The organism is Pseudomonas sp. P20 (assembly GCF_016463925.1).
Taxonomy (GTDB): domain Bacteria; phylum Pseudomonadota; class Gammaproteobacteria; order Pseudomonadales; family Pseudomonadaceae; genus Pseudomonas; species Pseudomonas aeruginosa.
On the sequence record NZ_JAEMVM010000004.1, the window covers coordinates 192,745 to 215,331 of the forward strand.

22 protein-coding genes are annotated in these 22,587 nt (G+C 67.8%); 10 read left to right on the forward strand and 12 right to left on the reverse strand.

What is annotated here, in order from left to right:
• Positions 1–3: 3 nt before the first annotated feature.
• The 7 genes from JHD77_RS07050 to JHD77_RS07080 all read left to right on the forward strand — a co-directional run bounded on the left by JHD77_RS07050 (position 4) and on the right by JHD77_RS07080 (position 7,816).
• The gene (locus JHD77_RS07050; protein ID WP_003159809.1) at positions 4–1,482 is read left to right on the forward strand and encodes an ANL family adenylate-forming protein; all 1,479 of its coding nucleotides are present in this window, start codon (positions 4–6) and stop codon (positions 1,480–1,482) included.
• Positions 1,482–3,080: an asparagine synthetase B family protein gene (locus JHD77_RS07055; RefSeq protein WP_031755275.1), complete on the forward strand. Its 1,599-nt coding sequence runs from the start codon at positions 1,482–1,484 to the stop codon at positions 3,078–3,080. Before JHD77_RS07050 ends, JHD77_RS07055 begins: the two co-directional genes overlap by 1 nt.
• Positions 3,077–4,036: a clavaminate synthase family protein gene (locus JHD77_RS07060; protein ID WP_003082503.1), complete on the forward strand. Its 960-nt coding sequence runs from the start codon at positions 3,077–3,079 to the stop codon at positions 4,034–4,036. The genes JHD77_RS07055 and JHD77_RS07060 overlap by 4 nt, the downstream gene beginning before the upstream one ends.
• Positions 4,033–5,262, forward strand: a complete 1,230-nt coding sequence (locus tag JHD77_RS07065; protein ID WP_003082502.1) for an MDR family MFS transporter — start codon at positions 4,033–4,035, stop codon at positions 5,260–5,262. Before JHD77_RS07060 ends, JHD77_RS07065 begins: the two co-directional genes overlap by 4 nt.
• Positions 5,259–5,894 (forward strand): alpha/beta fold hydrolase, encoded by a 636-nt coding sequence (locus JHD77_RS07070; RefSeq protein ID WP_003082501.1) that lies wholly within the window; start codon positions 5,259–5,261, stop codon positions 5,892–5,894. Before JHD77_RS07065 ends, JHD77_RS07070 begins: the two co-directional genes overlap by 4 nt.
• Before the next feature lie 118 nt (positions 5,895–6,012).
• Positions 6,013–6,711, forward strand: a complete 699-nt coding sequence (locus JHD77_RS07075; RefSeq protein WP_003086661.1) for a pirin family protein — start codon at positions 6,013–6,015, stop codon at positions 6,709–6,711.
• A 169-nt stretch (positions 6,712–6,880) separates the two neighbouring features.
• Positions 6,881–7,816: a DedA family protein/thiosulfate sulfurtransferase GlpE gene (locus JHD77_RS07080; protein ID WP_003112452.1), complete on the forward strand. Its 936-nt coding sequence runs from the start codon at positions 6,881–6,883 to the stop codon at positions 7,814–7,816.
• A 16-nt stretch (positions 7,817–7,832) separates the two neighbouring features.
• Here JHD77_RS07080 and JHD77_RS07085 read toward each other — a convergent pair whose 3' ends face one another.
• From JHD77_RS07085 to ycaC, 7 genes are all read right to left on the reverse strand, one after another.
• Positions 7,833–9,332: a flavin-containing monooxygenase gene (locus tag JHD77_RS07085; protein ID WP_003082495.1), complete on the reverse strand. Its 1,500-nt coding sequence runs from the start codon at positions 9,330–9,332 to the stop codon at positions 7,833–7,835.
• 166 nt (positions 9,333–9,498) lie between these two features.
• Positions 9,499–11,340 carry a glutathione-regulated potassium-efflux system protein KefB gene (gene kefB / locus JHD77_RS07090; protein WP_003112454.1) on the reverse strand — a complete coding sequence of 614 codons (1,842 nt, stop codon included), beginning with the start codon at positions 11,338–11,340 and terminating at the stop codon, positions 9,499–9,501.
• A gap of 2 nt (positions 11,341–11,342) precedes the next feature.
• Positions 11,343–11,816, reverse strand: a complete 474-nt coding sequence (locus JHD77_RS07095) for an SRPBCC family protein (RefSeq protein ID WP_003082488.1) — start codon at positions 11,814–11,816, stop codon at positions 11,343–11,345.
• Between the two features lie 159 nt (positions 11,817–11,975).
• Positions 11,976–12,923 carry a pirin family protein gene (locus tag JHD77_RS07100; RefSeq protein WP_003145400.1) on the reverse strand — a complete coding sequence of 316 codons (948 nt, stop codon included), beginning with the start codon at positions 12,921–12,923 and terminating at the stop codon, positions 11,976–11,978.
• Between the two features lie 26 nt (positions 12,924–12,949).
• Positions 12,950–13,507, reverse strand: a complete 558-nt coding sequence (locus JHD77_RS07105) for an NAD(P)H-dependent FMN reductase (RefSeq protein ID WP_003082483.1) — start codon at positions 13,505–13,507, stop codon at positions 12,950–12,952.
• 27 nt (positions 13,508–13,534) lie between these two features.
• Positions 13,535–13,942 carry an OsmC family protein gene (locus JHD77_RS07110; protein WP_003082478.1) on the reverse strand — a complete coding sequence of 136 codons (408 nt, stop codon included), beginning with the start codon at positions 13,940–13,942 and terminating at the stop codon, positions 13,535–13,537.
• A gap of 142 nt (positions 13,943–14,084) precedes the next feature.
• On the reverse strand, positions 14,085–14,702 hold the full coding sequence (ycaC, locus tag JHD77_RS07115) for an isochorismate family cysteine hydrolase YcaC (RefSeq protein ID WP_003082476.1): 618 nt from the start codon (positions 14,700–14,702) through the stop codon (positions 14,085–14,087).
• Positions 14,703–15,002: 300 nt separating this feature from the next.
• Between ycaC and JHD77_RS07120 the strand changes: the two genes are divergently transcribed.
• Positions 15,003–15,917, forward strand: coding sequence for a LysR family transcriptional regulator (locus JHD77_RS07120; RefSeq protein WP_003082475.1), 915 nt, complete (start codon positions 15,003–15,005; stop codon positions 15,915–15,917).
• A 7-nt stretch (positions 15,918–15,924) separates the two neighbouring features.
• Here the strand turns inward: JHD77_RS07120 and JHD77_RS07125 are convergent, their stop codons facing one another.
• The 5 genes from JHD77_RS07125 to ddaR form a co-directional block, all read right to left on the reverse strand.
• On the reverse strand, positions 15,925–16,587 hold the full coding sequence (locus JHD77_RS07125; protein ID WP_003086626.1) for an O-methyltransferase: 663 nt from the start codon (positions 16,585–16,587) through the stop codon (positions 15,925–15,927).
• A 19-nt stretch (positions 16,588–16,606) separates the two neighbouring features.
• Positions 16,607–17,140, reverse strand: coding sequence for a C40 family peptidase (locus tag JHD77_RS07130; protein WP_003082473.1), 534 nt, complete (start codon positions 17,138–17,140; stop codon positions 16,607–16,609).
• Positions 17,141–17,222: 82 nt separating this feature from the next.
• A complete protein-coding gene (locus tag JHD77_RS07135; RefSeq protein WP_003082470.1) occupies positions 17,223–17,840 on the reverse strand; it encodes a C40 family peptidase in 618 nt (205 codons plus the stop codon).
• Between the two features lie 65 nt (positions 17,841–17,905).
• Entirely contained in the window at positions 17,906–18,676 is a 771-nt protein-coding gene (locus tag JHD77_RS07140) for an NAD-dependent deacylase (RefSeq protein WP_031755278.1), read from the reverse strand.
• A 12-nt stretch (positions 18,677–18,688) separates the two neighbouring features.
• On the reverse strand, positions 18,689–20,089 hold the full coding sequence (gene ddaR, locus JHD77_RS07145; RefSeq protein ID WP_031755279.1) for a transcriptional regulator DdaR: 1,401 nt from the start codon (positions 20,087–20,089) through the stop codon (positions 18,689–18,691).
• A gap of 210 nt (positions 20,090–20,299) precedes the next feature.
• Between ddaR and ddaH the strand changes: the two genes are divergently transcribed.
• Together ddaH and JHD77_RS07155 are read left to right on the forward strand one after the other, a co-directional pair.
• Positions 20,300–21,064 (forward strand): dimethylargininase, encoded by a 765-nt coding sequence (ddaH, locus tag JHD77_RS07150; protein ID WP_003086612.1) that lies wholly within the window; start codon positions 20,300–20,302, stop codon positions 21,062–21,064.
• A gap of 104 nt (positions 21,065–21,168) precedes the next feature.
• Positions 21,169–22,587 carry a basic amino acid/polyamine antiporter gene (locus JHD77_RS07155; RefSeq protein ID WP_031755280.1) on the forward strand — a complete coding sequence of 473 codons (1,419 nt, stop codon included), beginning with the start codon at positions 21,169–21,171 and terminating at the stop codon, positions 22,585–22,587.

Here is a 22,587-nt window from a genome sequence, read left to right on the forward strand (position 1 = left end):
GGCATGAGCAGCCTCCCCGTACCCGTATCGCTCGACAGCACCCTCCGCCATCTCGGCAGCGCCGACCCGCGGCGGCCGTTCCTGATCGACGCCCGCGAGCCGGAGCGACCGCTGGAATACACCTGGGGCGACGCCGACCGCCAGGTCGATGCCCTCGCCGAGCAGATCGCCGCGCATGCCTGCCGCAGTGTCGGCGTGCTGCTCGACAACAGCTACCGCAACCTCTGCCTGATCTATGCGGTCATGCGCGCGGGCAAGCATCTGGTGCTGATCGATCCCGAGTGGGGGGAGGCCGCGAAGCAGGCCATCGTCGACGAGATGCGCCTGGACGCGCTGGCCAGCGAACATCCGCTCGAGGGCGCGCTGGCCGGGCTGCGCCTGGCGCTGGACTTCGAGCGCAGCGCGACGCGCCGGCTCGACCGCGCCGCGCACAGCCACATGATCCTGTTCACCTCGGGCACCACCGGCCAGCCGAAAGGCATCGAACTCAGCCAGCAGGCCATGCTCCATGCCTACCGCATCGGCCGCGACTGCCTGGGCATCGGCGAGCACACGCGCTCCGGTTGCTTCTACCGGATCAGCGGCCTGGGCATCCTCGGCATCAATTTCCTCTTCCCGCTGCTGTACGGCGGCAGCGCGGTGCTCCTGCCGCTGCACTGCTGGGCCGACAGCGAAGGCTTCTGGGAATGCGTGGAACGCTTCGGCATCAGTTTCCTCTACCTGGTGCCGCCGGTGGTCAACCACATGGTCAAGGAAGGCTCCCCGCCGCCGCGCCGCTTGCCGTTGCAGCGCCTGCTCTGCGTCGCCGGCTCGGCGCGCCTGGACGCCGACCTGCAGGCGGCCTTCCAGCGCGACTACGCGGCGCTGGCGAACATCTACGGCCTCAGCGAGTGCGGCTTCGCCTTCCTCTTCGGCAAGCGTCGCGGCGATGCGTTCGACAACTCGGTGGGACCTGCCGTCGGCCTGGAACTCAAGCTGACCGACCCCGACGGCCGCCCGCTGGAGGGCAGCGGCGAACGCGGGCGCCTGTGGGTGCGCACGCCGAGCCTGTTCTCCGGCTACGTCAACCGCCCCGACCTGACCGCCCAGGTGCTTGAGGACGGCTGGCTGAACACCCAGGACCTCGCCTACTTCGACGAGGACCGCTGCGTGCACGTCCTCGGCCGTTGCGACGGCACCATCAACAAGGGCGGCAACCTGTTCCACCTGAATGAATGCGAACGGGCGCTCAACGGCCTGGACGAGGTGATCGACGTCTGCTGCCTGAAGGTCGACTGCCCGCTCTATGGCGAAGACTATGTCGCCGTGATCCACACCGCGCCGCAGGTCGAGTTCGCCTTCCTGCCCTGGCTCCAGCAGCAGCTCGGCACCCTCCGCGCGCCACAGCGCGTGGTGCTGTCGCACCAGGCCCTGCCGCTGAACGGCGCCGGCAAGCACGACCGCCGTGCGCTCGCCGCCCTGCTGCAACGGGAAGCCTCGTGATGTGCGGCATCCTCGGTTACGTCGGCACCGGTTTCAGTGTCTCGCGCTTCGCCGGAGCGCTACGCCTGCTGGCCCATCGCGGCCCGTTCGGTGAGGGCATCGCGGCCCTGCCGAACGGCGCCATCGGCATGACCCGCCTGCCGATGTCCGGCGCCGCGGCGGTACCGCTGCCGCCGCAGGAGGGCCAGCGGCGGGTCGCCTACAACGGCGAGGTCTACCAGGCCGGCTGCGAAATCCATGGCGAGATCCGCCTGCTGCTCGACGGCTTGCAGCGCGGGGTACTGCCGGACGGCATGTACGCCCTCGCCAGCTGGGACCCGCAGACCCGGCAATTGACCCTGCTGCGCGACGAGTTCGGCATCAAGCCGCTGTACTACAGCTACCAGCCCGAGCGCGGCCTGCTGGCCTTCGCCTCCGAGCCGCGGGCGCTGCTGCACCTGCTCGGCGGCGCCCGCGCCGACGCCGAGGCGATCGCCCAGGTGGTCGCCGCCGGCGTGCCGCTGGAAGGCCAGACCCTGTTCCAGCAGGTCCGTCTGCTGCTGCCCGGCGAGGTGTTGCGCTTCGATCTCTCCCAGGAGCGTCCGCGCCTCTGCCAGCGCCAGCGGCTGGCCACCACCCCGGCCAGCGAGGTGGACAGCCTCGACGAGCAGCTCGGCGAAACCCTCGAACGCTGCCGCCAGACCTTCCGCCCCTGCGCCCTGCTGGTCAGCGGCGGGGTCGATTCCAACCTGCTCGGCAGCTACCTGGACCCGCAGTTGCAACGCTTTCACCTGTGCCTGGAAGGCGACGAGGAAAGCCTGCTGCCACACCCTCGGCTGCAACGCTTCGAGCTGCGCCAGGAAGCCTTCATGCCGCTGCTGCGTCGCGCGGTCGGCAACTTCGGCGGGGCGACACGGATGTCCAGCCTGCTGATGTACCAGCGCCTGGCCGACGGTATCGGCGAGCAGGGCTATCACTGCGTGCTTCTCGGCGAAGGCGCCGACGAACTGTTCTGGGGCTACCCGCGCCATCTCGAACTCTGGCGCCGGCGCGACGCACCGGAACCGCGGCGCTTCGCCGCCGCCTGGTTCGGCGAGTACCGGCGCAAGGCCGCGCTGCTGGCGGAACCGGCGGGCCGACGGGTCGCCGAGCGGATCGAGGAACTCGCCCACGAGGCCCTCGGCCAGGGCCTCGAGGCGGCGATCGGCCAGTTCGACCTGCACTACTCGCTGGAGCCGCTGCTGCGCCGCGCCGACCATCTGCTGATGTCGCGCACCATCGAAGCGCGCACCCCCTACCTGCATGGCGCCCTGGCGCAGCGCGCCGGGCGCCTCCAGCGGATCGTCGGCGACACCGCCAAGGCACCGCTGGTGGCGCTCCTGGAGCAGCGCGAGAAACGCTGGCAGGCGCAGCCGAAACGGCATTTCCGCCTGCCGTTCGAACGTTGGCCGCAGGCCCTCGGGGAAATGCGCCGGCACCTCGCCGAACGCCTGCCGGCGCTCCACGACCTCGGCCTGGAAGGCCTGGATGCACCGAGCGTCGCGGCGCTGCCCGGCGACCAGTTGTTCACCCTGACCACCCTGTCGCTCTGGCAGCAGGAATACGGAGCCTCGCTATGACAACCATCCATCGTCGCCCCGCGCCCTGGCGGGGCAACGCGGTGTTCTGCGCTTCGGCCGCTTTCGCCGCCGGCCTGGAAACGCTGTTCGCGCGCCTGCTGGAGCGGCGTCCCGCGGATAGCGCGGAGGCTCTCCTGCGCCAGCGCCTGCATCACGAACTGGAGCATGGAAGCGGCGTGCTGCTGCACGATTCCGCGCTGCTGCGCGGACTCGCCGAGGACGAATTCCAGCGGGTGTTCCGCGCATTCTGCCAATGGCTGGGACGCACCGTGGCGATCAACCGCAATGGCGAGTACCTCAAGGAAGTGCGCGACCTCGGCCTGCGCGACGCCCGCGACGCGCCGCAGCGCGGCCACCTGACCAGCCAGGAACTGGCCTTCCACTCCGATCGCGCCGACCTCACGGTGCTCGCCTGCTGGTCGCCGGCACGCCGGGGCGGCGCCTTCCGCATCCGTTCCTCGGCCGACGTCCTCGCCACCCTGGAAGCCGCCAATCCGGCCTGGCTGCCCCTGCTCGGCCAGCCGATCCCCCACGACCTGCGCGACGAAGGCGACGCCGACTACGCGCTGGTGCCGCTGCTCACGGAAACCCCGCGGACCTTCGTCTTGCGCTATATCCGCAAGTTCAACGAATCGGTGACGCGCCACGGGCTAAGCCTCGCCCCGCAGGTGCGAAGCATGCTCGACGGCCTGGACGAGGCGATCGAACGCGCCGACGGCTATGCCGAACTGGACTTCAGCAAGGGCATGCTGGTGCTGGTGAACAACCACACCACCCTGCACGCGCGCACCGAGTTCAGCGACGACGAGCGGCAGCGCCGCTGCCTGCTGCGCTGCTGGCTGAGCAGCGAGTTCACCCGCGAACTGCCGGAAAGCTTCCTGCCGCTGTTCCACCAGGTAGCCGCCGGCAGCCTGCGCGGCGGCATCCGTCCCCTCGCCCAGGAGCCCCGCCCGTGAGCGACAACACCTTCAGCGTGCAACGCTTCCGCGCCCTGCCGACGGAAATCCACGTGATGCTCGTCGGTACGCTGCTGACCCGCGGCGCCTACTTCATGGTCTGGCCGTTCCTGGCATTGCTGCTGTGGCGCGAGTTCCGGCTGTCCGCCAGCGCCATCGGCCTGCTGCTGGCGCTGGCGACCGTCTGCGGCGCGCTCAGCGGCATCTACACCGGCTGGCTGTCGGACCGTTTCGGGCGCAAGCGCCTGATCTTCTTCGGCACCAGCCTCAGCGGGCTTTCCTTCGTGTTGCTGGGCTTCAGCGGCCAGCCGCTGTCCTACGGACTGGCGATCTCCGGGGTGAGCATCGGCTGCGCCCTGCTCGAATCCAGTTGCAAGGCGCTGATCGGCGACCGCGTCGAGGATCGCCGCTCGCGGGAACTGGCGCTCTACTGCCGGTACTTCCTGATCAACCTCGGCGCCGCCCTCGGCCCGCTGATCGGCCTGACTCTCGGCGTCGCCGCCCAGGCCGGCACCTTCCTGGTCACCGCGCTGGTCTACTTCTGCTACGGCCTGCTGCTCTGGCGCCTGCTGCACCACCTCGAACTTAAGCGGCGCAGCCTTGCCCCGCGATCCTCGACGGGGTTCCTCGAAGCCTGCCTGAGCATGGCCCGGCATCGCGCCTTCACCCTGCTGTTGCTGTGCAACATGCTGGCCGCGCTGATCTACGCCACCTTCGATTCGACCCTCGTGCAGTACCTCACCCGCAGCGGTCTGCCCGACGTGGTCAACAGCATCGCCCTGCTGGTTACCATCAACGCGCTGACCATAGTGGTCGCCCAGTTTCCCCTCCTCCGCCTGCTGGAAAACACCGGCACCGGCGGCCGCCTGATGCTCGGCATGCTGCTCATGCTCCTGGCCCAGCTAGGCTTCGCCTGGACCCCGGTGACCCTGTTCGCCGGCCTGGCGCTGGCCACGGTGGTGCTCAGCCTCGGCGAACTGATCGTGTTCCCGACCTTCAGCGTGGAGGTCGACCAACTGACCCCCGACGACTTGCGCGGCAGCTATTTCGGCGCGGCCAATCTCTACAGCCTCGGCACCGCGCTGGCACCGCTGTACGGCGGGATCATGCTCGACCATGCCGGCAGCCAGGCGCTGTACCTCGGCCTGGCCGCGCTGTGCGGGGTGATCATGCTGCTGCAGGTCGGCGCGGTCGGCCTGCGCCAGGCCGAGCGGGCCGGCGGATGAGCGGCGCGCTGCTGGTCTCGGGATTTTTCCTGCGCCGCTCCGCCTGGTCCGTGGAAGGCGCCGGCTGGCGAAGCTGCGACCATCTGCGCGACGCGCCCGGATGCGACCTGGCGCATTGGCTGGACCAGGCCGCCGCCACGCTGGCCGGCGAGGAGCGGGTGATACTCTGCGGCCACAGCTTCGGCGGCTACCTGGCGCAATGCCTGGCGGCCCGCCTGGGCGAGCGCGCCGCGCACCTGTACCTGTTCAGCGCGCTGGTCAGCGAGGGCGGCGGCGCGCTGGAAAGCTACCAGGACAGCGGCCAGGACAATCTCCTCGGGCTATGCCGCCTCGACCCGCTTGGAGGGCGGGTCCGCCTGGAAGACCGCGCCGGCTTCCTCGAACTGCTCGGCGCCGAGGTGCCGACCAGCGCCAGCGAACCCGCGCAATTGCTGATCGACTCGCCGCGGCAGGTTCGTCCAGCCTGCCCGGTCACCTACGTTGTGGCGGCCGCCGACCGGCTCAGCCCGCCGCCGCTGCAACGTACCTTCGCCCACCGCCTGGACGCGCGAGTGCGGGAATACCCGGGCGGGCACCTCGCCGCACTGGCGGACCCGCGCTTCCTTCGCGCCCTTATCGAATCTAATAATTAGATAGATAAAGCCAAAAATACGCGCTTTTTTATCGCAATGATCTGACGGATGATGACCCCATCAACCGCCCGCCCCCCTCGCGCAAACGAGCGGCGACGGGCCCAATGGAGATCCGATCATGATCGAACGTCGTCCCTTCGACCGTCTGGGCCATGCCAACCACGGCTGGCTGAACGCGCGTCATCATTTTTCCTTCGCCGACTACTATGACCCGGAGCGCGAGGACTGGGGCCGCCTGCGGGTCTGGAACGATGACGAGATCGCCGCCGGCAGCGGCTTCCCGCCGCACCCGCACCGCGACATGGAGATCATTACCTATGTCCGCGAAGGCGCGATCACCCACCAGGACAGCCTGGGCAACAAGGGCCGCACCGAGGCCGGCGACGTGCAGGTGATGAGCGCCGGTACCGGCATCGTCCATTCGGAGTACAACCTGGAAGCCGAGACCACCCGGATCTTCCAGATCTGGATCATCCCGGACCGCCGCGGCGACCAACCGCGCTGGGGCTCCAAACCGTTCCCGAAGGCCGAGCGCGACGGTCGTTTCGTCACTCTCGCCAGCGGCGACGAGCAGGACAGCGAAGCGCTGCACATCCGCGCCGACGCCGAGGTCGCCGCGGTGACCCTGAAGGCCGGCCAGAGCGCCGAGTACGCCCTGGAAAACGGTCGCCGCGCCTACCTGGTGCCGGCCACCGGCAGCATCGAGGTCAACGGCGTGCGCGCCGAGGCCCGCGATGGCCTGGCGGTACGCGACGAACCGACCCTGAAGGTCACCGCCCTGGAAGACAGCGAAGTGCTGCTGGTGGAAGTGGCCTGACCCGACAGCCCCCCGCCCCCACGGGCGAGGGGCTGCTTTCGTTGCGCCCCAGCCTCTCTCGACGCAGCGGCGTTATCCGCCGCAACGCCTCCGGCCCTGCCGACTGGGTTCTTCCCAGCTTCACGCTTCGCGCTCACACTACCCGCAGAAGAATTCGAGAGGCTCCGCCATGCGTGAACTGCAACCCCTGCTGGAGAACCACGGGCTGCTCCTGCTGTTCCTCAACGTGCTCTGCGAGCAGGCCGGGCTGCCGATTCCCGCCTACCCGGCGCTGATCGTCGCCGGCGCGCTGGCCATGCAGGGCGTCGGCGCGCCGCTGGGCGTGGTCCTGCTGGTGGTGGTGCTCGCCTGCCTGCTGGCGGACGTCGCCTGGTACCTGGCCGGACGCCGCTACGGCGGCTTCCTCCTGCGCAGCATCTGCAAGGTCTCGCTGTCCCAGGACAGTTGCATCCGCCAGAGCCAGAACATGTACCTGCGGGTCGGTCCGAGGGCGCTGCTGATGTCGAAGTTCCTGCCCGGCGCCAGTGCGTTGTCCACCACCCTGGCCGGCATGACCCGCACCCACCTGCGCCGCTTCCTCGCCTACGACGCCGCCGGCTCGGCACTCTGGGCCGGTTCCGCGCTGCTGCTGGGGGTGATCTTCAGCGATGCGGTAGACCACCTGCTGGCCCTGCTCAGCGACTACGCGGCCATCGGCGCGCTGCTGATCGCCGGCGCCTTCGCCGCCTTCATCGCCTGGAAGCTCTGGCAGCGCCAGCGCCTGCTGTCGCGCAGCCGGCGGATTCCGCGAATCAGCGTGGAGGAACTGGAAAACCTTCGCGAACAGGGGCAATTGCCGGTGATCCTCGATGTCCGCGCCCATCACGAAGACGAGCCGAGCGGCATTCCGGGAGCCATCCCGGTGGAGCTGAACGTGTCGCTGAAGGACCTCCCCGGCGACCTCAGGGACGCCAGCATCGTCATCTATTGCGCCTGTCCCCACGAACTTTCCGCCGCGATGCTCGCCCAGCGCCTCAACGCCTCCGGCTTCACCCGCACCTGGGCGCTGGCCGGCGGCCTGGACGCCTGGCGCAAGGCCTACGGGCAGGTCGTGGCGAACGCCTGAGCGACGCCCACCGGGTTCAGCCCAGGGCCTGCACCGCCGCGCCGCCGGCTTGCCGCTGCGGCGCCGGCGAGGAGAACACCAGGTAGCCGTCCTCGACCTTGCCGTAGCGCAGCAGCGCCAGGTCGAGGACGTAGTTCTGGTAAAGCTTCCAGGGCATCCGGTCGCCCTGCTTGGGCATGCGCTCGGCGGCGCGCTGGATGTAGCCGGAGTCGAGGTTGAGGAAGGGCTCCTCGCGCACGTCGCCGGTGCTGTCGCGGGCGGTCACCTGGCGCATGCCGGTGGCATCCATGTGATTGATCAGGCGGCAGAAGTATTCGCTGGAGAGGTCCGCCTTGAGCGTCCAGCTGGCGTTGGTATAGCCGACCACCGCCGCCAGGTTCGGCAGGTCGCGCAGCATGATGCCGCGATAGCCCATGCTCTGGTTGACCTGGAACGGCTTGCCGTCGACCGCCAGCTCGGCGCCGCCGAACATCACCAGGTCGAGGCCGGTGGCGGTGACGATGATGTCCGCCTCCAGCACCTCGCCGGTCTTCAGGCGAATGCCCCGCTCGACGAAGCGGTCGATGTGCTCGGTGACCACCGACGCCTTGCCCTTGCGCAGCACCTTGAACAGGTCGCCGTCCGGCACCGCGCAGACCCGCTCGTCCCACGGCTTGTAGCGCGGGCTGAAGTGACGCATGTCGAAGCGTTTGCCCAGTTGCAGGCTGGCCAGCTTGAGCAGGGCCTTGCGGACCAGGCCGGGGAAGGTCCTGGCGAGCATGAAGAAGACCATCTGCATGGCCACGTTGCGCGCCCGCGCCTGGCGGTAGATCCAGGTTTCCGGAAGGAAGCGGCGGAGGAAATTGGAGATCGCGTCCTTCTGCGGCAGGGTGATCACGTAGGATGGCGAGCGCTGCAACATGGTGACGTGGGCGGCCTTGTCGGTCAGCGACGGCACCAGGGTCACGGCGGTCGCGCCGCTACCGATCACCACCACCTTCTTGCCGCTGTAGTCGAGGTCCTCGGGCCACAGCTGCGGATGGACGACCTGCCCGGCGAAGTCCTCGCGACCGACGAATTCCGGGGTATAGCCGGCCTCGTAGCGGTAGTAGCCGGTGCACATCAGCAGGAACTGCGCGGTCATGCGCAGCGGCTCGGGCTCGTCGCCGCGCTGCACGTCGAGGTTCCAGCGCGCATTGGCGGAATCCCAGTCGGCCCTGAGCACCCGGTGGCGGTAGCGGATCTTCCGGTCGATGCCGTTCTCCCGTGCGGTCTCCTCGATGTAGCGGCGGATCGACGGACCGTCGGCGATGGCCTTAGGATCGCTCCATGGCTTGAAGTTGTAGCCGAGGGTGAACATGTCCGAGTCGGAACGGATGCCGGGGTAGCGGAACAGGTCCCAGGTACCGCCCATCGCCGCGCGCCCTTCGAGCAGGGCGAAGCTCTTGCCGGGGCAATGCTTCATCAGGTGGTAGGCGGCGCCGACGCCGGACAATCCGGCGCCGACGATGAGTACGTCCAGGTGTTCGACAGGCATAAGGTTCCTCGATCGGCGGAAGCGTCCAGCCGTCTGCTGGGCTGATGCCCTCCACCCTACAGAGGGGATGCCGCGCGGGTATCCCAACCTTCGTACTGCGATATCCGCAAAGTATGGACCCAGGCGTGGGAATCACCCATGCCGGCGTACCGGCATGGGTCGGGCGCTAGGAGGCGCGGGAAGGTTTCTCCGGGGTCTCCGCCGCTACCGCGCCACGGTCTTCCAACTGGTCGGTCTGGAACAGCGTCTCCAGCTCGACCCGCGCCTCGCGAGCGCTTTTGATCAGCGCGTCGCGGTCGTTGTAGAACAGGTGCTGGGAGGCCAGGACCTCTTCGTCGTGCCGGCGGAAACGACGGATCCGCGCGTCCGCCTGTTCCTCGCTCAGACCCAGGCCGCAGAGCACCATGCGGCTCATCTCCAGGCTGGAGAAGAAGGTCTCGCGCACCGGCTCGACCCCGGCGTCGAGCAACAGGTGGACGTGCTGGCGGTTACGCGCGCGAGCGATGATCTTCAGGTGCGGATACAGCTTGCGCACGCGCTTGGCCGTCTCGATGTTGGTCTCCGGGTCATCGGTGGCGATGACGAAGAACTCGGCCTTCTCTACCTGGGCCGCGCGAAGGATCTCCGGGCGCATCGGGTCGCCGTAGAAGATCGGGATCGCGCCGAGGGTACGGGTCAGCTCGATGGTCTCCACCGAGGTGTCCAGGGCGATGAACGGCACGCGCTGGGCGCGCAGCACGCGAGCGACGATCTGGCCCATGCGGCCGACCCCGGCGATCACCACGCGCGGGGTGTCGTCGTTGTCGATGCGTTCCATTTCCGGCGGCGGCTTCGTCGCCTCCGGCTCCTTCGCCAGCAGGCGCGCGAGGCCGAGTACCAGCAACGGGGTCAGGGCCATCGACAGGGTGATGGAAAGCACCAGCAGGTTGTGCAGGTCGTTCTGGAACAGGCCCTGGTCGCGGGCCATCTTGAACACGACGAAGGCGAACTCGCCGCCGGCCGCCAGGACCACGCCCAGGCGCAGCGCCGAGGCCTTGTCGAGGCCGCCGGAAATGCGTCCGACGAAGTACAGCACCGGCGCCTTCAGGGCGATCAGCAGCACGGTCAGGCCGAGCACCATCCACGGCGACTTGAGCAGCAGGCTGATGTCCGCGCTCATCCCCACGCTGATGAAGAACAGGCCGAGCAACAGGCCCTTGAACGGCTCGATCTGCGCCTCCAGTTCGTGGCGGTACTCCGAGTCGGCCAGCAGCAGGCCGGCGAGGAAGGCACCGAGGGCCATGGACACGCCGGCCAGCTCCATCAGCAGCGCGGTGCCCATCACCACCAGCAGCGCGGTGGCGGTGGACATGTCCTGCAGCTTGGTCTGGGCGACGATGCGGAACACCGGGCGCAGCAGGTAGCGGCCACCGACCACCACCGCGGCGATGCTGCCGACCACCTTGAGGGTCTGGGTCAGTTCGCTGCCGCCGGCGTCGCTGTGCGCACCGCTGAGCAGCGGGATCATGGCGATCAGCGGGATCGCCGCGATGTCCTGGAACAGCAGGATGGCGAAGGCCAGGCGGCCATGGGGCTGGGTCAGTTCCTTGCGCTCGGCGAGGATCTGCAGGCCGAAGGCGGTGGACGACAGCGCCAGGCCCAGGCCGAGCACCACCGCGCTGTTCACCGGCTGGTCGAAGCCGACCAGGGCCACGGTGCCGATCACCAGGCCGGTCAGCAGCACCTGCAGCAGGCCGACGCCGAACACCGACTTGCGCATCACCCACAGGCGCCGCGGCGACAGCTCCAGGCCGATGATGAACAGCAGCAATACCACGCCCATCTCGGAGATCTGCGCGACGCTTTCCGGGTTGTCCACCAGGCCCAGCACGCTGGGACCGATCAGCACGCCGGCCAGCAGGTAGCCGAGCACCGCGCCCAGTTGCAGACGCTTGGCCAGCGGCACCATGAACACCGCCGCGATCAGGAAGACCACGCCGGACTGGAGAAAACTGCTTCCGTGTTCCACGCTCAACTCCCGCTGGCGGCGCTGGCGCCGAACCGGTCGCGGATGGTGGCGATGGTCTCCACATCCATGGCGATATAGGCCTGCTTGACGAAGGCGTCGTAGGGTAGTTCGTCGCCCAGCGGCTGCAGGTAGCGGGTGCAGTAGGCGAAACGCACGAACAGCGAGCCGGGTTCCGGCTCCTCGATGGTCATGTCGAGGCTGCCGCCGGCCACCTCGGCGCTCGGCTTGATACTGTAGTGGGCACTGTCCGGCGCCTTCAGCACGACTTCGTCCTCGACCACCAGACCCGGCAGGTACAGGCGCCGGTGCAGGCGGTCGCCGTCATCGACGAGGATCTCGAAACGCTCCAGGCCGACGACGAAATACTGTGGCTCGCGCGCACGGCAGACCAGGCCTTCCCAGAGTTGCAGCCGGTCGAGGACCGGCAGGTCGACAAGTGTCCGGTCGTTGACCTGGACCAGGTGTTCGAATTGCATGTGGCTCACTTCCTGTTCGGTGCATGCGATAGGCGAGTTCTGACCGGCGATGGGTGCAGAAAGTTTTCCCGCTGCCGGCGAATCGCCAGGCCGCAGGTCCACAACGATCGCCGACAGGCATTCGAGGACGCCGCCGGGGCACCCGGCGGCACATCGACCTCACTCGGCGTCGATCTTCCAGGGAATCGGCGGAGCGCTCAAGCGCGGCCCTTCCAGGGCGTCGAGCCGGCCGAAGCGGGCATCCCCCTCCTCCCAGGCCTTCTGCGCCCGGGCGATCTCGCCCTTGCTGTGGCCGACGAAGTTCCACCACATGAAGATCTCCGCACCGAACGGTGCGCCACCCAGCAACAGCACCCGCGCGCCAGGGTCGAGTTGCAGTTGCAGGCCGTCGCGGCCGTCGCCCAGGTAGGCCAGTTCGTTCACCGCGAAATGCTCGCCGCCCACTTCCAACCCGCCTTCCAGCGGCAGCAGGCCGTACTCGAAGTGCGGGTCGAGCGTCAGTTGCAGGGTCGAGGCGTCGTGGCAGGCCAGGTCGGCACCGAGCAGCGGCGAGTAGAGCCGGCACGGCGCCTGTCGCCCGGCCAGCGCACCGGCCAGCAGGGTGAAGGTGACCCCCTGCTCCTGCCAGCGCGGCAGGTCGGGATGATGGTCGAAGGCCGGGGCGATGTCGCGCTGCTCGTAGGGCAGCGCGATCCACAACTGCGCGGCGTGGGCGTGGCGCTCGTCGGGCAGCGACTCCTCGGTGTGGGCGATGCCATGACCGGCGGTCATCAGGTTGACCTGGCCGGGGCGGATCACCTGGACGTTGCCCAGGCTGTCGCGGTGCAACGCCTCGCCCTGGATCATCCAGGTAAAGGTCTGCAGGCCGATGTGCGGGTGCGGGCCCACGGCCAGTCCGCCGCCAGGTTCGAATTCGGCGGGACCGGCATGGTCGAGGAAGCACCAGGCACCGATCATCCGCCGCTGGCGCGACGGCATCAGCCGACTGACGGTGATCCCGCCGCCGATTTCCGCGGCACGCGCGGTGACCCGTTGCAGCAGGTGTTCGCGGCGCTCCGGACAGTCCCGCGAGGAGGACAGGTCGCAACGCTCTTCGGTATTGCTCATGTTCAGGCTCTCCGGTGACGAGGCATTCAACCGCGCAGGCGGCGCACCCATAGCTGCAGGGCCTGCAACTGCTGCTGGATCAGCTCGCGCGCCTTGTCGTCGAGCAGCCGGCCCTGGGCGTCGAAGGCGTTCTGCGCGCTGGAGATCATCACTTCCGGCTTGTTCAGCGGATGAACGTCGAGGAACACCAGCGTCTGGCGCAAGTGATACTGCGCCCGCGCGGTGCCGAAACGCCCGGCACTGGCACCGAGGATCGCCGCCGGCTTGCCGGAGAACGGCTGCTCCGGCGGCCGCGAGGCCCAGTCGATGGCATTCTTCAGCACCCCGGCCATCGAATAGTTGTATTCCGGGGTGGCGAACAGCAGCGCGTCCGCCGCGCGGATCTGCTCGCGGAAGCGTTCCACCGCGGGCGGGAAGCCGAGGGCGTAGACGTCCTCGTTGTACAGCGGGATGCCGGAGATGTCCGCCAGCTCGATGCTCATGCCCGGCGGGACCAGGCCAATCGCCTCCTGCAGCGCCGCGCTGTTGTAGGAGCCGCTGCGCAGGCTGCCGGAAATGCCCAATACCTTGATGTCGTCGCTCATGCCGTGCTCCTCGTTGTGCGTGCGGGTTCAGTCGCGTAGCTGGCTGCTGACGCTGACCTCTCCGGAGAGTACACGATGGATCGGGCAGGCATTGGCGATCTCCAGCAGACGCTGGCGCTGCTCGGCGTCGAGATCGCCGGCCAGGCGGATGTCGCGGCGGATATGGGTGAAGGGCTCCGGCTTGGTGCGTTCCTCGACGATGTTCAGTTGCACGTCGATACCCTCCAGCGGCCACTCCTTGCGCTGCGCGTACATCGCCACGGTGATCGCCGTGCAGGCGCCCAGCGCCGAGAGCAGGATCTCGTGCGGCGAGGGACCGCTGTCGGCGCCGCCGAGGGCGGCCGGCACGTCGCTCAGCCACTGGTGGCTGTCGTCGCCGAGGGTCACGCGATAAGGGGTGGTGCCGAGGGAAGCGTTGACGACCTGGGTAGCCATGGGGTTTCTCCTGTGCATGGGGGGCGTGCCGGAACCTCGGGTTCCGGCGAAGCGGCGTTCCGATGAAAACATCTGGACGGAAAACGACACAAGGCACCCGATGGTCGGAGTGCCTTGTGTCCGGGACAGCGGCGAAGCCGGCTTACTTCTTCGTGCCGAAGCTCTGGATCAGGTTGGCGTACGCCGGCAGGTGGCCGCCGAGGATGGCACCGAAGCCTTCGATGTCGTTGCGCCAGTCGCGGTGCAGTTCGCAGCCGACGCTGAACCAGTTCATCAGTTGCGCGCCGGCGGCGGTCATGCGCGCCCAGGCGGCGTCGCGCACCACCGGGTTGAAGGTGCCGGAGGCGTCGGTGACGACGAATACGTCAAACCCCTCCTCCAGTGCCGAGAGGGTCGGGAAGGCTACGCAGACATCGGTCACCACGCCGGCGATGATCAGTTGCTTCTTGCCGGTGGCCTTGACTGCCTTGACGAAGTCCTCGTTGTCCCAGGCGTTGATGTTGCCGGGGCGGGCGATGTACGGGGCCTGCGGAAACATTTCCTTGAGTTCCGGCACCAGCGGGCCGTTGGGGCCATCCTCGAAGCTGGTGGTGAGGATGGTCGGCAGGTTGAAGAACCTGGCGATGTCGGCCAATGCCAGGACGTTGTTCTTGAACTCGTCCGGGCTGAAATCGCGGACCAGGGAGAGCAGGCCTGCCTGGTGGTCGACGAACAGCACCGCCGCATCGTTCTTGTCGAGTCGCTTGTAGGTGAAGGACATGGTGTTTCTCCGGTCTCGGGCGGCGTCCGTCGCCGCGCGGTGTGAAACGAAGCGCCTCCTGGGAGGCAAGCATGGGCGGTCTCGGGAGCGCACGCCGCCCATCAAGAGTAGTGACAGCGACAGCGATTTACCGCCCGGTAAAATGCGAAAACGGTGTTCTCGATACGAGAACAATGCCATTCCCCGGGCGCGCTACGCTTGCCCTGCCATTGTCTTTCCCGTACGTGCGACGCGCGCATCCCCTTACCAGGAGTTCTCCCGCATGCGACAGTCTGCCTCCCGATTGTTTCGAGATTCGCCATGAGCCTGCGCCTTGAAGACATACAGGCCTTCCTCAACGTGGTCGAGCTGGGCAGCATCAGCGCCGCCGCCGAACGCATGAGCCTGTCCAAGTCCGTGATCAGCAAACGCGTCAGCGACCTGGAGCGCCACCTCGGCGTGCGCCTGCTCTACCGCTCGACGCGCAACGTCGAGCCGACCGAGGCCGGCGGCTTCTTCTACAAGTCGGCCAAGGCCTCGCTGCAGGACCTGAACAACGCCGCGGAAAGCGTGGCCCTGCGCGAGAACGACCTGTGCGGGGAATTGCGGGTGATGGCGCCGATGAGCTTCGGCACGCTCTGGCTGGGGCCGCTGGTGATGGAATTCATGGCGCGCAACCCGCGCCTGGAAGTGGTCCTGCAACTGGACGACCGGATCGTCGACTTCGAGAAGGAAGGCTACGACCTGGCGATCCGCATCACCCGCCTGCAGGACAGCTCGCTGATCGCCCGCCAACTGGGCACCAGCCGCCGGGTAGTGTGTTGCAGCCCGGAATACCTGGAACGGCACGGCCCGCTGCAACGTATCGAAGACATCCTCTGCCATCCCTGCATCGGCTACAGCCACAACACCCCGTCGCAGCTATGGAGCTTCGAGCCGCGGGTGGCCGGCGAGCCGGCGCGGATGATCACCCCGCGCGGACGCTTCAACACCAACAACGGCCAGACCATGCGCGACGCCGCGGTGCGTGGCCTGGGCCTGGCGATGCTGCCGCTGTTCATCGCCGCCGAGGACCTGGCCGCCGGCCGGCTGGTCGAGGCCCTGCCGCAGGAGCGGCCGCTGGACGACCTGATCTACGCCATGTATTCGCGAGCGGCAACCCTCTCGCCGAAAGTGAAGCTGTTCGTCCAGTTTCTCCAGCAGGCCCTGGGCAGCCCGCCGTGGGGCGTGCGCTGAGCCTCGCTCAGCGCTTGCGACAGACGCTCAGCCCGTCGCCGATCGGCAGCAGCGAGTAGTCCACCCGCGCGTCGTTCTTCAGCGCCAGGTTGAGCTGCTGGATGCCGCGGGTATCCGCACTCTTCGGCTGCGCTTCGAGCACCCGGCCGCTCCACAGCACGTTGTCGAAAAGCACCAGCCCACCCTGGCGCACCAGCGCCAGCGCGGCCTCCAGGTATTCGGGGTAGTTGGCCTTGTCGGCGTCGATGAAGGCCAGGTCGAACTGCCCGGCCAGGCCTTCGTCGAGCAACGCACGCAGGGTTTCCAGGGCGGGCCCGAGGCGTAGCTCGATGCGCTCCTCGACAGCGGCTTCGCGCCAGTAGCGGCGCGCAGTCAGGTGGTAGTCGCCGGGCAGGTCGCAACAGGTAAGACGCCCCTGCTCGCCAAGGGCGGTAGCCATGCACAGGGCGCTGTAGCCGGTGAAGGTGCCGACCTCCAGCGCCCGCCGCGCGCCGATCAGGGTCAGCAGCAAGGCGATGAACTGGCCCTGCTCGGGGGCGATCTGCCAGCGTGCGTTGGGCAGCTTCGCGGTTTCCTCGCGCAGGCGGGTCATCAGCGGGGTTTCCCGCAGCGAAACGTCCAGCAGGTAGCGGTAGAGGTTGTCGTCGAGGTTGAGGGTGCGGGTGGTCATCGGCCCGGACCTCCCCGCCTCAGGGCACCCGCGCCAACGGCGACGGCGCGACCAGCACGCGCTTGGCGTCCAGGTACGCGCGTTGCCAGTAGCTGTTCTGCAGGCTGTCCAGGCGCACCGTGCCGCCGGTGCGCGGCGCATGCACGAAGCGACCCTCGCCGACGTAGATGCCGGCATGGCTCACGGTGCGACCACCGGAGGTGGCGAAGAACACCAGGTCGCCGGTCTGCAGGGCCTGCACCGGCACGCTGGGCGCGCGCATGGAAATCATCTCGCGGGTCGAGCGCGGCAGCTTGATGCCGGTCATGTCGCGGTAGACGAAGTTGATCAGGCCGCTGCAATCGAAGCCCGAATCGGGCGTGTTGCCGCCCCAGCGGTAGGGCGTGCCGACCAGGCCGAGGGCACGGAACAGCACATCGTCGGCGGCGGGCGAGAAATTCGTCGCCGGACGGAATACGACCTGTTTGGCGGGCGCGGGGGGCGGCGCTTTGCTGGCGCAGGCGGTAAGCAGCGCAGCAAAGGCGAGGATCGAGAATCGGGCCAGTGCATGCATAGTGGAAGCCTTCCTGGTGAGGAATGCTTCCACTTTGCTACGACAAGGAGTTAAACGCAATACTTAAAGTAAAACTTTAAGTTTAGCGCTTGCTCGTCAGGGCATCCTTGTAGCCGGGTTCGAGCACCCGCTTGGCTTCCATGTAGCTCAGGCTCCAGTAGCTGGAGTCCAGGCTGTCCACCCGCACCCCGCCGCCGCGACGGCTGGCGGAATGGATGAACTGGCCATCGCCGATGTAGATGCCGGCGTGGCTGACGCGGCCACGGCCACGGTTGTTGAAGAACAGCAGGTCGCCGGGCTGCAGCTCGTCCTTGGAGACCAGCGGTACGTCCATATCGATGAGTTCGCGGGTGGAGCGCGGCAGCTTGATGCCGGCCTCCTCGCGGAACAGGTAGCCGACGAAGCCGCTGCAATCGAAGCCTTTCGCCGTCGTACCGCCGAAACGGTACGGCGTACCGATCAGTTCGAAAGCGCGCTCGAGGATGCTGGACGCCAGCGCAGGCGTACCAGCCGATGAATTGTCCGCCCCTTCGTCCTCAACATCCTGCCAAGCGATCGCGTCGCGTTCGACGTCGATGCTGCTCTTGGCTGCGGTCGGCTCTTTGGCGACCTGCGGCTCCGGCGAATGGCTGGCGCAAGCGGCCAGCAGCAGAACGAAACTCATGGGCACGAGGGGTGCTAAGCGTTTAAGCATGGGCACGACCGTGTCTCATTAGTTTTACTAGCGGGCTAATTTGCCTTCTCGATCAATCCTATGCAAGTTTTTTATCGATAAATGTGACTTACCACCTGCGGCATGATGTCTAAGGCTCGTCCTGTCATTTTCACATCGACCCGCTCGCTGAGGTCGGTCACGCCAGGATTCACCTCCGCGGTGAAGCCTCCCGCCTGCCGCGTGCGCAGCACCGGTTCGACGATATAGGGGAAGCTCGCGGTGGTTCCCACCACCAGCACCGCATCGAAGCCTTTGCGCAATTCGCGGTACAGGGTATCGATCGCCTCTTCCGGCAACATTTCCTCGAACAGCACCAACGGCGGCCGCAGCACCCCACCGCAAGCGGCGCAGCGCGGCGGCAACTGGCCGTGCAGATGCTCCTCCAGGCCGCCGCTCTCGGCACCGCAGGACTGGCAGTAGAGCGGCGCCAGTTCGCCATGGATCTCGATCAGCCGCTCGGCCGGCGAGCCGGCCTGGCGATGGAAGCCGTCGATGTTCTGGGTCAGCACCCAGCATTCCGGCTTGTGCTTCTGCAACTCGGCGATGGCTTCGTGGCCGGCGTTGGGTCGGGCCGCCAGGCAAGCCTTGCCGAGTTCCGCGAGGTACTTCCAGCACAGCGCCGGATCGCGCCGCAGCATCGGTCCGGAAAGTGCCGCCTCGATCGGCAGGCCCTCTTCCGTGCGACCGTTGTAGAGACCGCCGAGGCCGCGATAGGTGGGCATACCGGAGTCCGCGGAGAGGCCGGCGCCGGTGATGACCAGGATGCGTTCGGCGCGCCGCAGGGCCTGGGCGACGGTGGCGATCGGGCTGTGGCTGTCCATGGTTGGCTCCTGTCAGGCTGGCGGATCGAGGGAAGCCGGCAAGCCGAGCCGGCGCATGCGCCCGAGCAGGGTCGTGCGCGGAATCCGCAACCGGGCGGCGGCCCGGGAGAGATTGCCGCGCGCCTGGCGCAAGGCGTCTTCTATCAGGTTGCGCTCCTGTTGCGCCAGCGCCTCGCGCAGGCCTCCGACCGCCGCGCTGTTCATCGAGAGCGCGGCCTCGCCGCCCACGGCCTCGGCGCCGTCGTCGGCGAACGCCACCTCATCCAGCAGTGCGCCGCCCTCCCCGTGCAGCAACAGGCTGCGCCGGATCACGTTTTCCAGTTGCCGGACGTTGCCCGGCCAGTCGCAGGCCAGCAACTGCGCCAGCGCCCGCTCGCCAAGAGCGGTGACACGCGGGTTGAGGCTGCGCGCATCGCGACGGACGAACGCCCGTGCCAGCAGTTCCACATCGCCGGGGCGCTCGCGCAGCGGCGGGATGCACAGGCTGCCCACGTCCAGACGGTAGTACAGGTCCTCGCGCAGGCGTCCCTCGGCGATCGCCTGGCGCGGCGGCTGGTTGCTCGCCGCGATCAGGCGTACATCGGCCCGCTGCGGGCTCAGGCTGCCCAGAGGCAGGTAGCTGCCGTCCTGCAGGACCCGCAGCAGCTTGCTCTGCATGGCCATCGGCATGGAATTGATCTCGTCGAGGAACAAGCTGCCGCCCTGCGCCAGGGCGAACATGCCCTTGCGGTTCTCGGCGCCGGTGAAAGCGCCGCGGGTGGTGCCGAACAGGGTACTTTCCAGCAGCGTCTCGGGAATCGCTGCGCAGTTCAGGCTGATCATCGGACCGCTGCGTCGCGGGCTCAGGGCATGGGCGCGACGGGCGAACAGTTCCTTGCCGGTGCCGGTCTCGCCATGGATCAGCAGCGGCAGGTCGGTGGCGGCGAAAACGTCCAGGCGCTGCACCTGCCGCAGCAGGCTCGGCGCCACGCTCAGGATGTTCGGGCAATCCGCCAGGCCTGCGGCCTCTTCGGTCTCGGCGACGACTTCGCCGAGTTCCATCGCGCCGAGCAGGCAACCGTCGCGCCCGCGCAGCGGGATCGCCCGGTGGCGATACTGCAACAGCTCGCCGCCGGCCCCCACGTAGGCCTGCAGCGTATCGATCGACGGCCGCCCTTCGGCCAGGCAACGCAACAGCGTGCTTTGCTCGGCCGCCAGCCAGGGAGCGCTCTGCAACAGGTGCATACCCAACGCCCGCTGCGGGTCGAGACCATCGAGCAGGCCGCTGGCACGGTTGTAGTAGACGAAGCGACCGGAGGGGTCGACCACCGTGACCGGTTGCCGCAGGCCGTCGAAAATCGGCGCCAGGCAGTCCACCAACCAGGCCAGTTCACCGCTTCGCGTGGAAATCGTCGGCTCCTCGACAAGCGCCATGCTCTCCCCCTCGGTTTCCCGGATGTCGAAATCTCGTCAGTTGTCCCATCTTCGACGCAGCGCGACCGAGCATCCTTGGCGTGGATCAACCAAGCCCTCGGAAAACCAGGAAAATCCTCCGATTTATCAAGGATTTCCAAGGCAATTCCCGGGCGTTGGCTGGCGCGTGGCTTGCAACGACCTCGTCGTCCCCACACGAGGAAAATCGTCATGTTCAAGCACATCATCGCTCGCACGCCCGCCCGCAGCCTGGTCGACGGCCTGACCTCCAGCCACCTCGGCAAGCCGGACTACGCCAAGGCCCTGGAGCAGCACAACGCCTACATCCGCGCCTTGCAGACCTGCGACGTGGACATCACCCTGCTGCCGCCGGACGAACGCTTCCCCGACTCGGTGTTCGTCGAGGACCCGGTGCTCTGCACCTCGCGCTGCGCCATCATCACCCGCCCCGGCGCCGAATCGCGGCGCGGCGAGACCGAGATCATCGAGGAAACCGTGCAGCGCTTCTATCCGGGCAAGGTCGAGCGCATCGAGGCACCCGGCACGGTGGAAGCCGGCGACATCATGATGGTCGGCGACCACTTCTACATCGGCGAATCGGCCCGCACCAACGCCGAGGGCGCCCGGCAGATGATCGCGATCCTGGAGAAACATGGCCTCAGCGGCTCGGTGGTGCGCCTGGAAAAGGTCCTGCACCTGAAGACCGGGCTCGCCTACCTGGAACACAACAACCTGCTGGCCGCCGGCGAGTTCGTCAGCAAGCCGGAGTTCCAGGACTTCAACATCATCGAGATCCCCGAAGAGGAGTCCTACGCCGCCAACTGCATCTGGGTCAACGAAAGGGTGATCATGCCCGCCGGCTATCCCCGGACCCGCGAGAAGATCGCCCGCCTCGGCTACCGGGTGATCGAGGTGGACACCTCCGAATATCGCAAGATCGACGGCGGCGTCAGTTGCATGTCGCTGCGCTTCTGAACCATGCCGCGGCGGACCGACCCGCCGCCTCCCGCCGTCGCACCCCGGCGCAGGCTCCGCCTGCGCCGGGCGCGACATACCGGATGCAGTTTCGGAGGTGCCACATGGCCGATTCGGACAAGGGAAAACTGGGGCTGCCGGCGCTGACCGCGCTGGTGGTGGGCGGCATCATCGGCAGCGGCATCTTCAGCCTGCCGCAGAACATGGCCGAAGGCGCAGGCGCCGGCGCGATCCTGATCGCCTGGGCGATCACCTTCGTCGGCATGCTGACCCTGACGCGGATATTCCAGTGGCTGTCGACCACCCGCCCCGAACTGGACGACGGCGTCTACGGCTACGCCCGCGAAGGCTTCGGCGAATACCTGGGGTTCAATGCCGCCTGGGGCTACTGGATTTCCGCCTGGGTCGGCAACGCCGGCTACCTGGTGGTGCTGTTCAGCGCCCTCGGCTCGTTCGGCGCGCTGGCCTTCTTCGGCGACGGAACCACCTGGCCGGCGCTGCTCGGCGAATTGACGGTGCTCTGGCTGATGCATGCCTTCGTCCTCCACGGCGTGCACAACGCGGCGATGACCAACGCCATCGTGACCCTCGCCAAGGTGGTGCCGATCGCCCTGTTCATCCTCTGCGTAGCCCTGGCCTTCCGCATCGAGACCTTTCACCTGGACTTCTGGGGCAGCCCGGCCCTGGGCAGCGTCACCCGCCAGGTGGAAACCACCATGCTCTACACCGTCTGGGTATTCCTCGGCATCGAGAGCGCCACGGTCTATGCCAGCCACGCGCGGCACGCGGCCGATGTCAGCCGCGCAACCCTGCTCGGCTTCGTGGTCACCCTGCTGTTGCTGGTCTGCGTCTCGGTGCTGTCGCTGGGCGTGGTGCCGCAGCACGAACTGGCGCAGATGAAGAACCCCTCGATGGCCCAGGTGATGGCCGCGGCGGTGGGCCCCTGGGGCGCCACGCTGATCAACGTCGGGCTGATCGTCTCGGTCGGCGGCGCGCTGCTGGCCTGGACCATGCTCGCGGTGGAAATGCTCTACCTGGCCAGCCGTGGCCCAACGCACACCGCGCCGGCACTGTTCGGCCGCACCAATACGGTGGAAACCCCGGCGCCGGCACTGTGGCTGACCAGCACGCTGATCTCTGCGCTGCTGCTGGTGGCCTTCCTCAACGCCTCGGGCTACAACGCGCTGATCCAGTTGGCCACCTCGATGGCGCTGATCCCCTACCTGCTCTGCGCCGGCTTCTGCCTGAAGCTGGTGGCGCGCCGCCCACACTCGGGCGCGATGCTGGCGCTGGCGCTGTTGGGGACGCTCTACGGGGTCTGGCTGATCTACGCCGCCGGGCTGAAATACCTGCTGCTGTCGATGATCCTCTACGCGCCAGGCCTGGGCTTCTTCCTGCATGCCCGTCGCCAGCGCGGCCTGCCGGCGTTCGGCAATCGCGCCGAAGGCAGCGTCGCGGCGCTGGTGCTGGTCCTCGCGCTGGCGGCGCTGTGGATGATCGGCAGCGGTCGGCTGAGCCTCTAG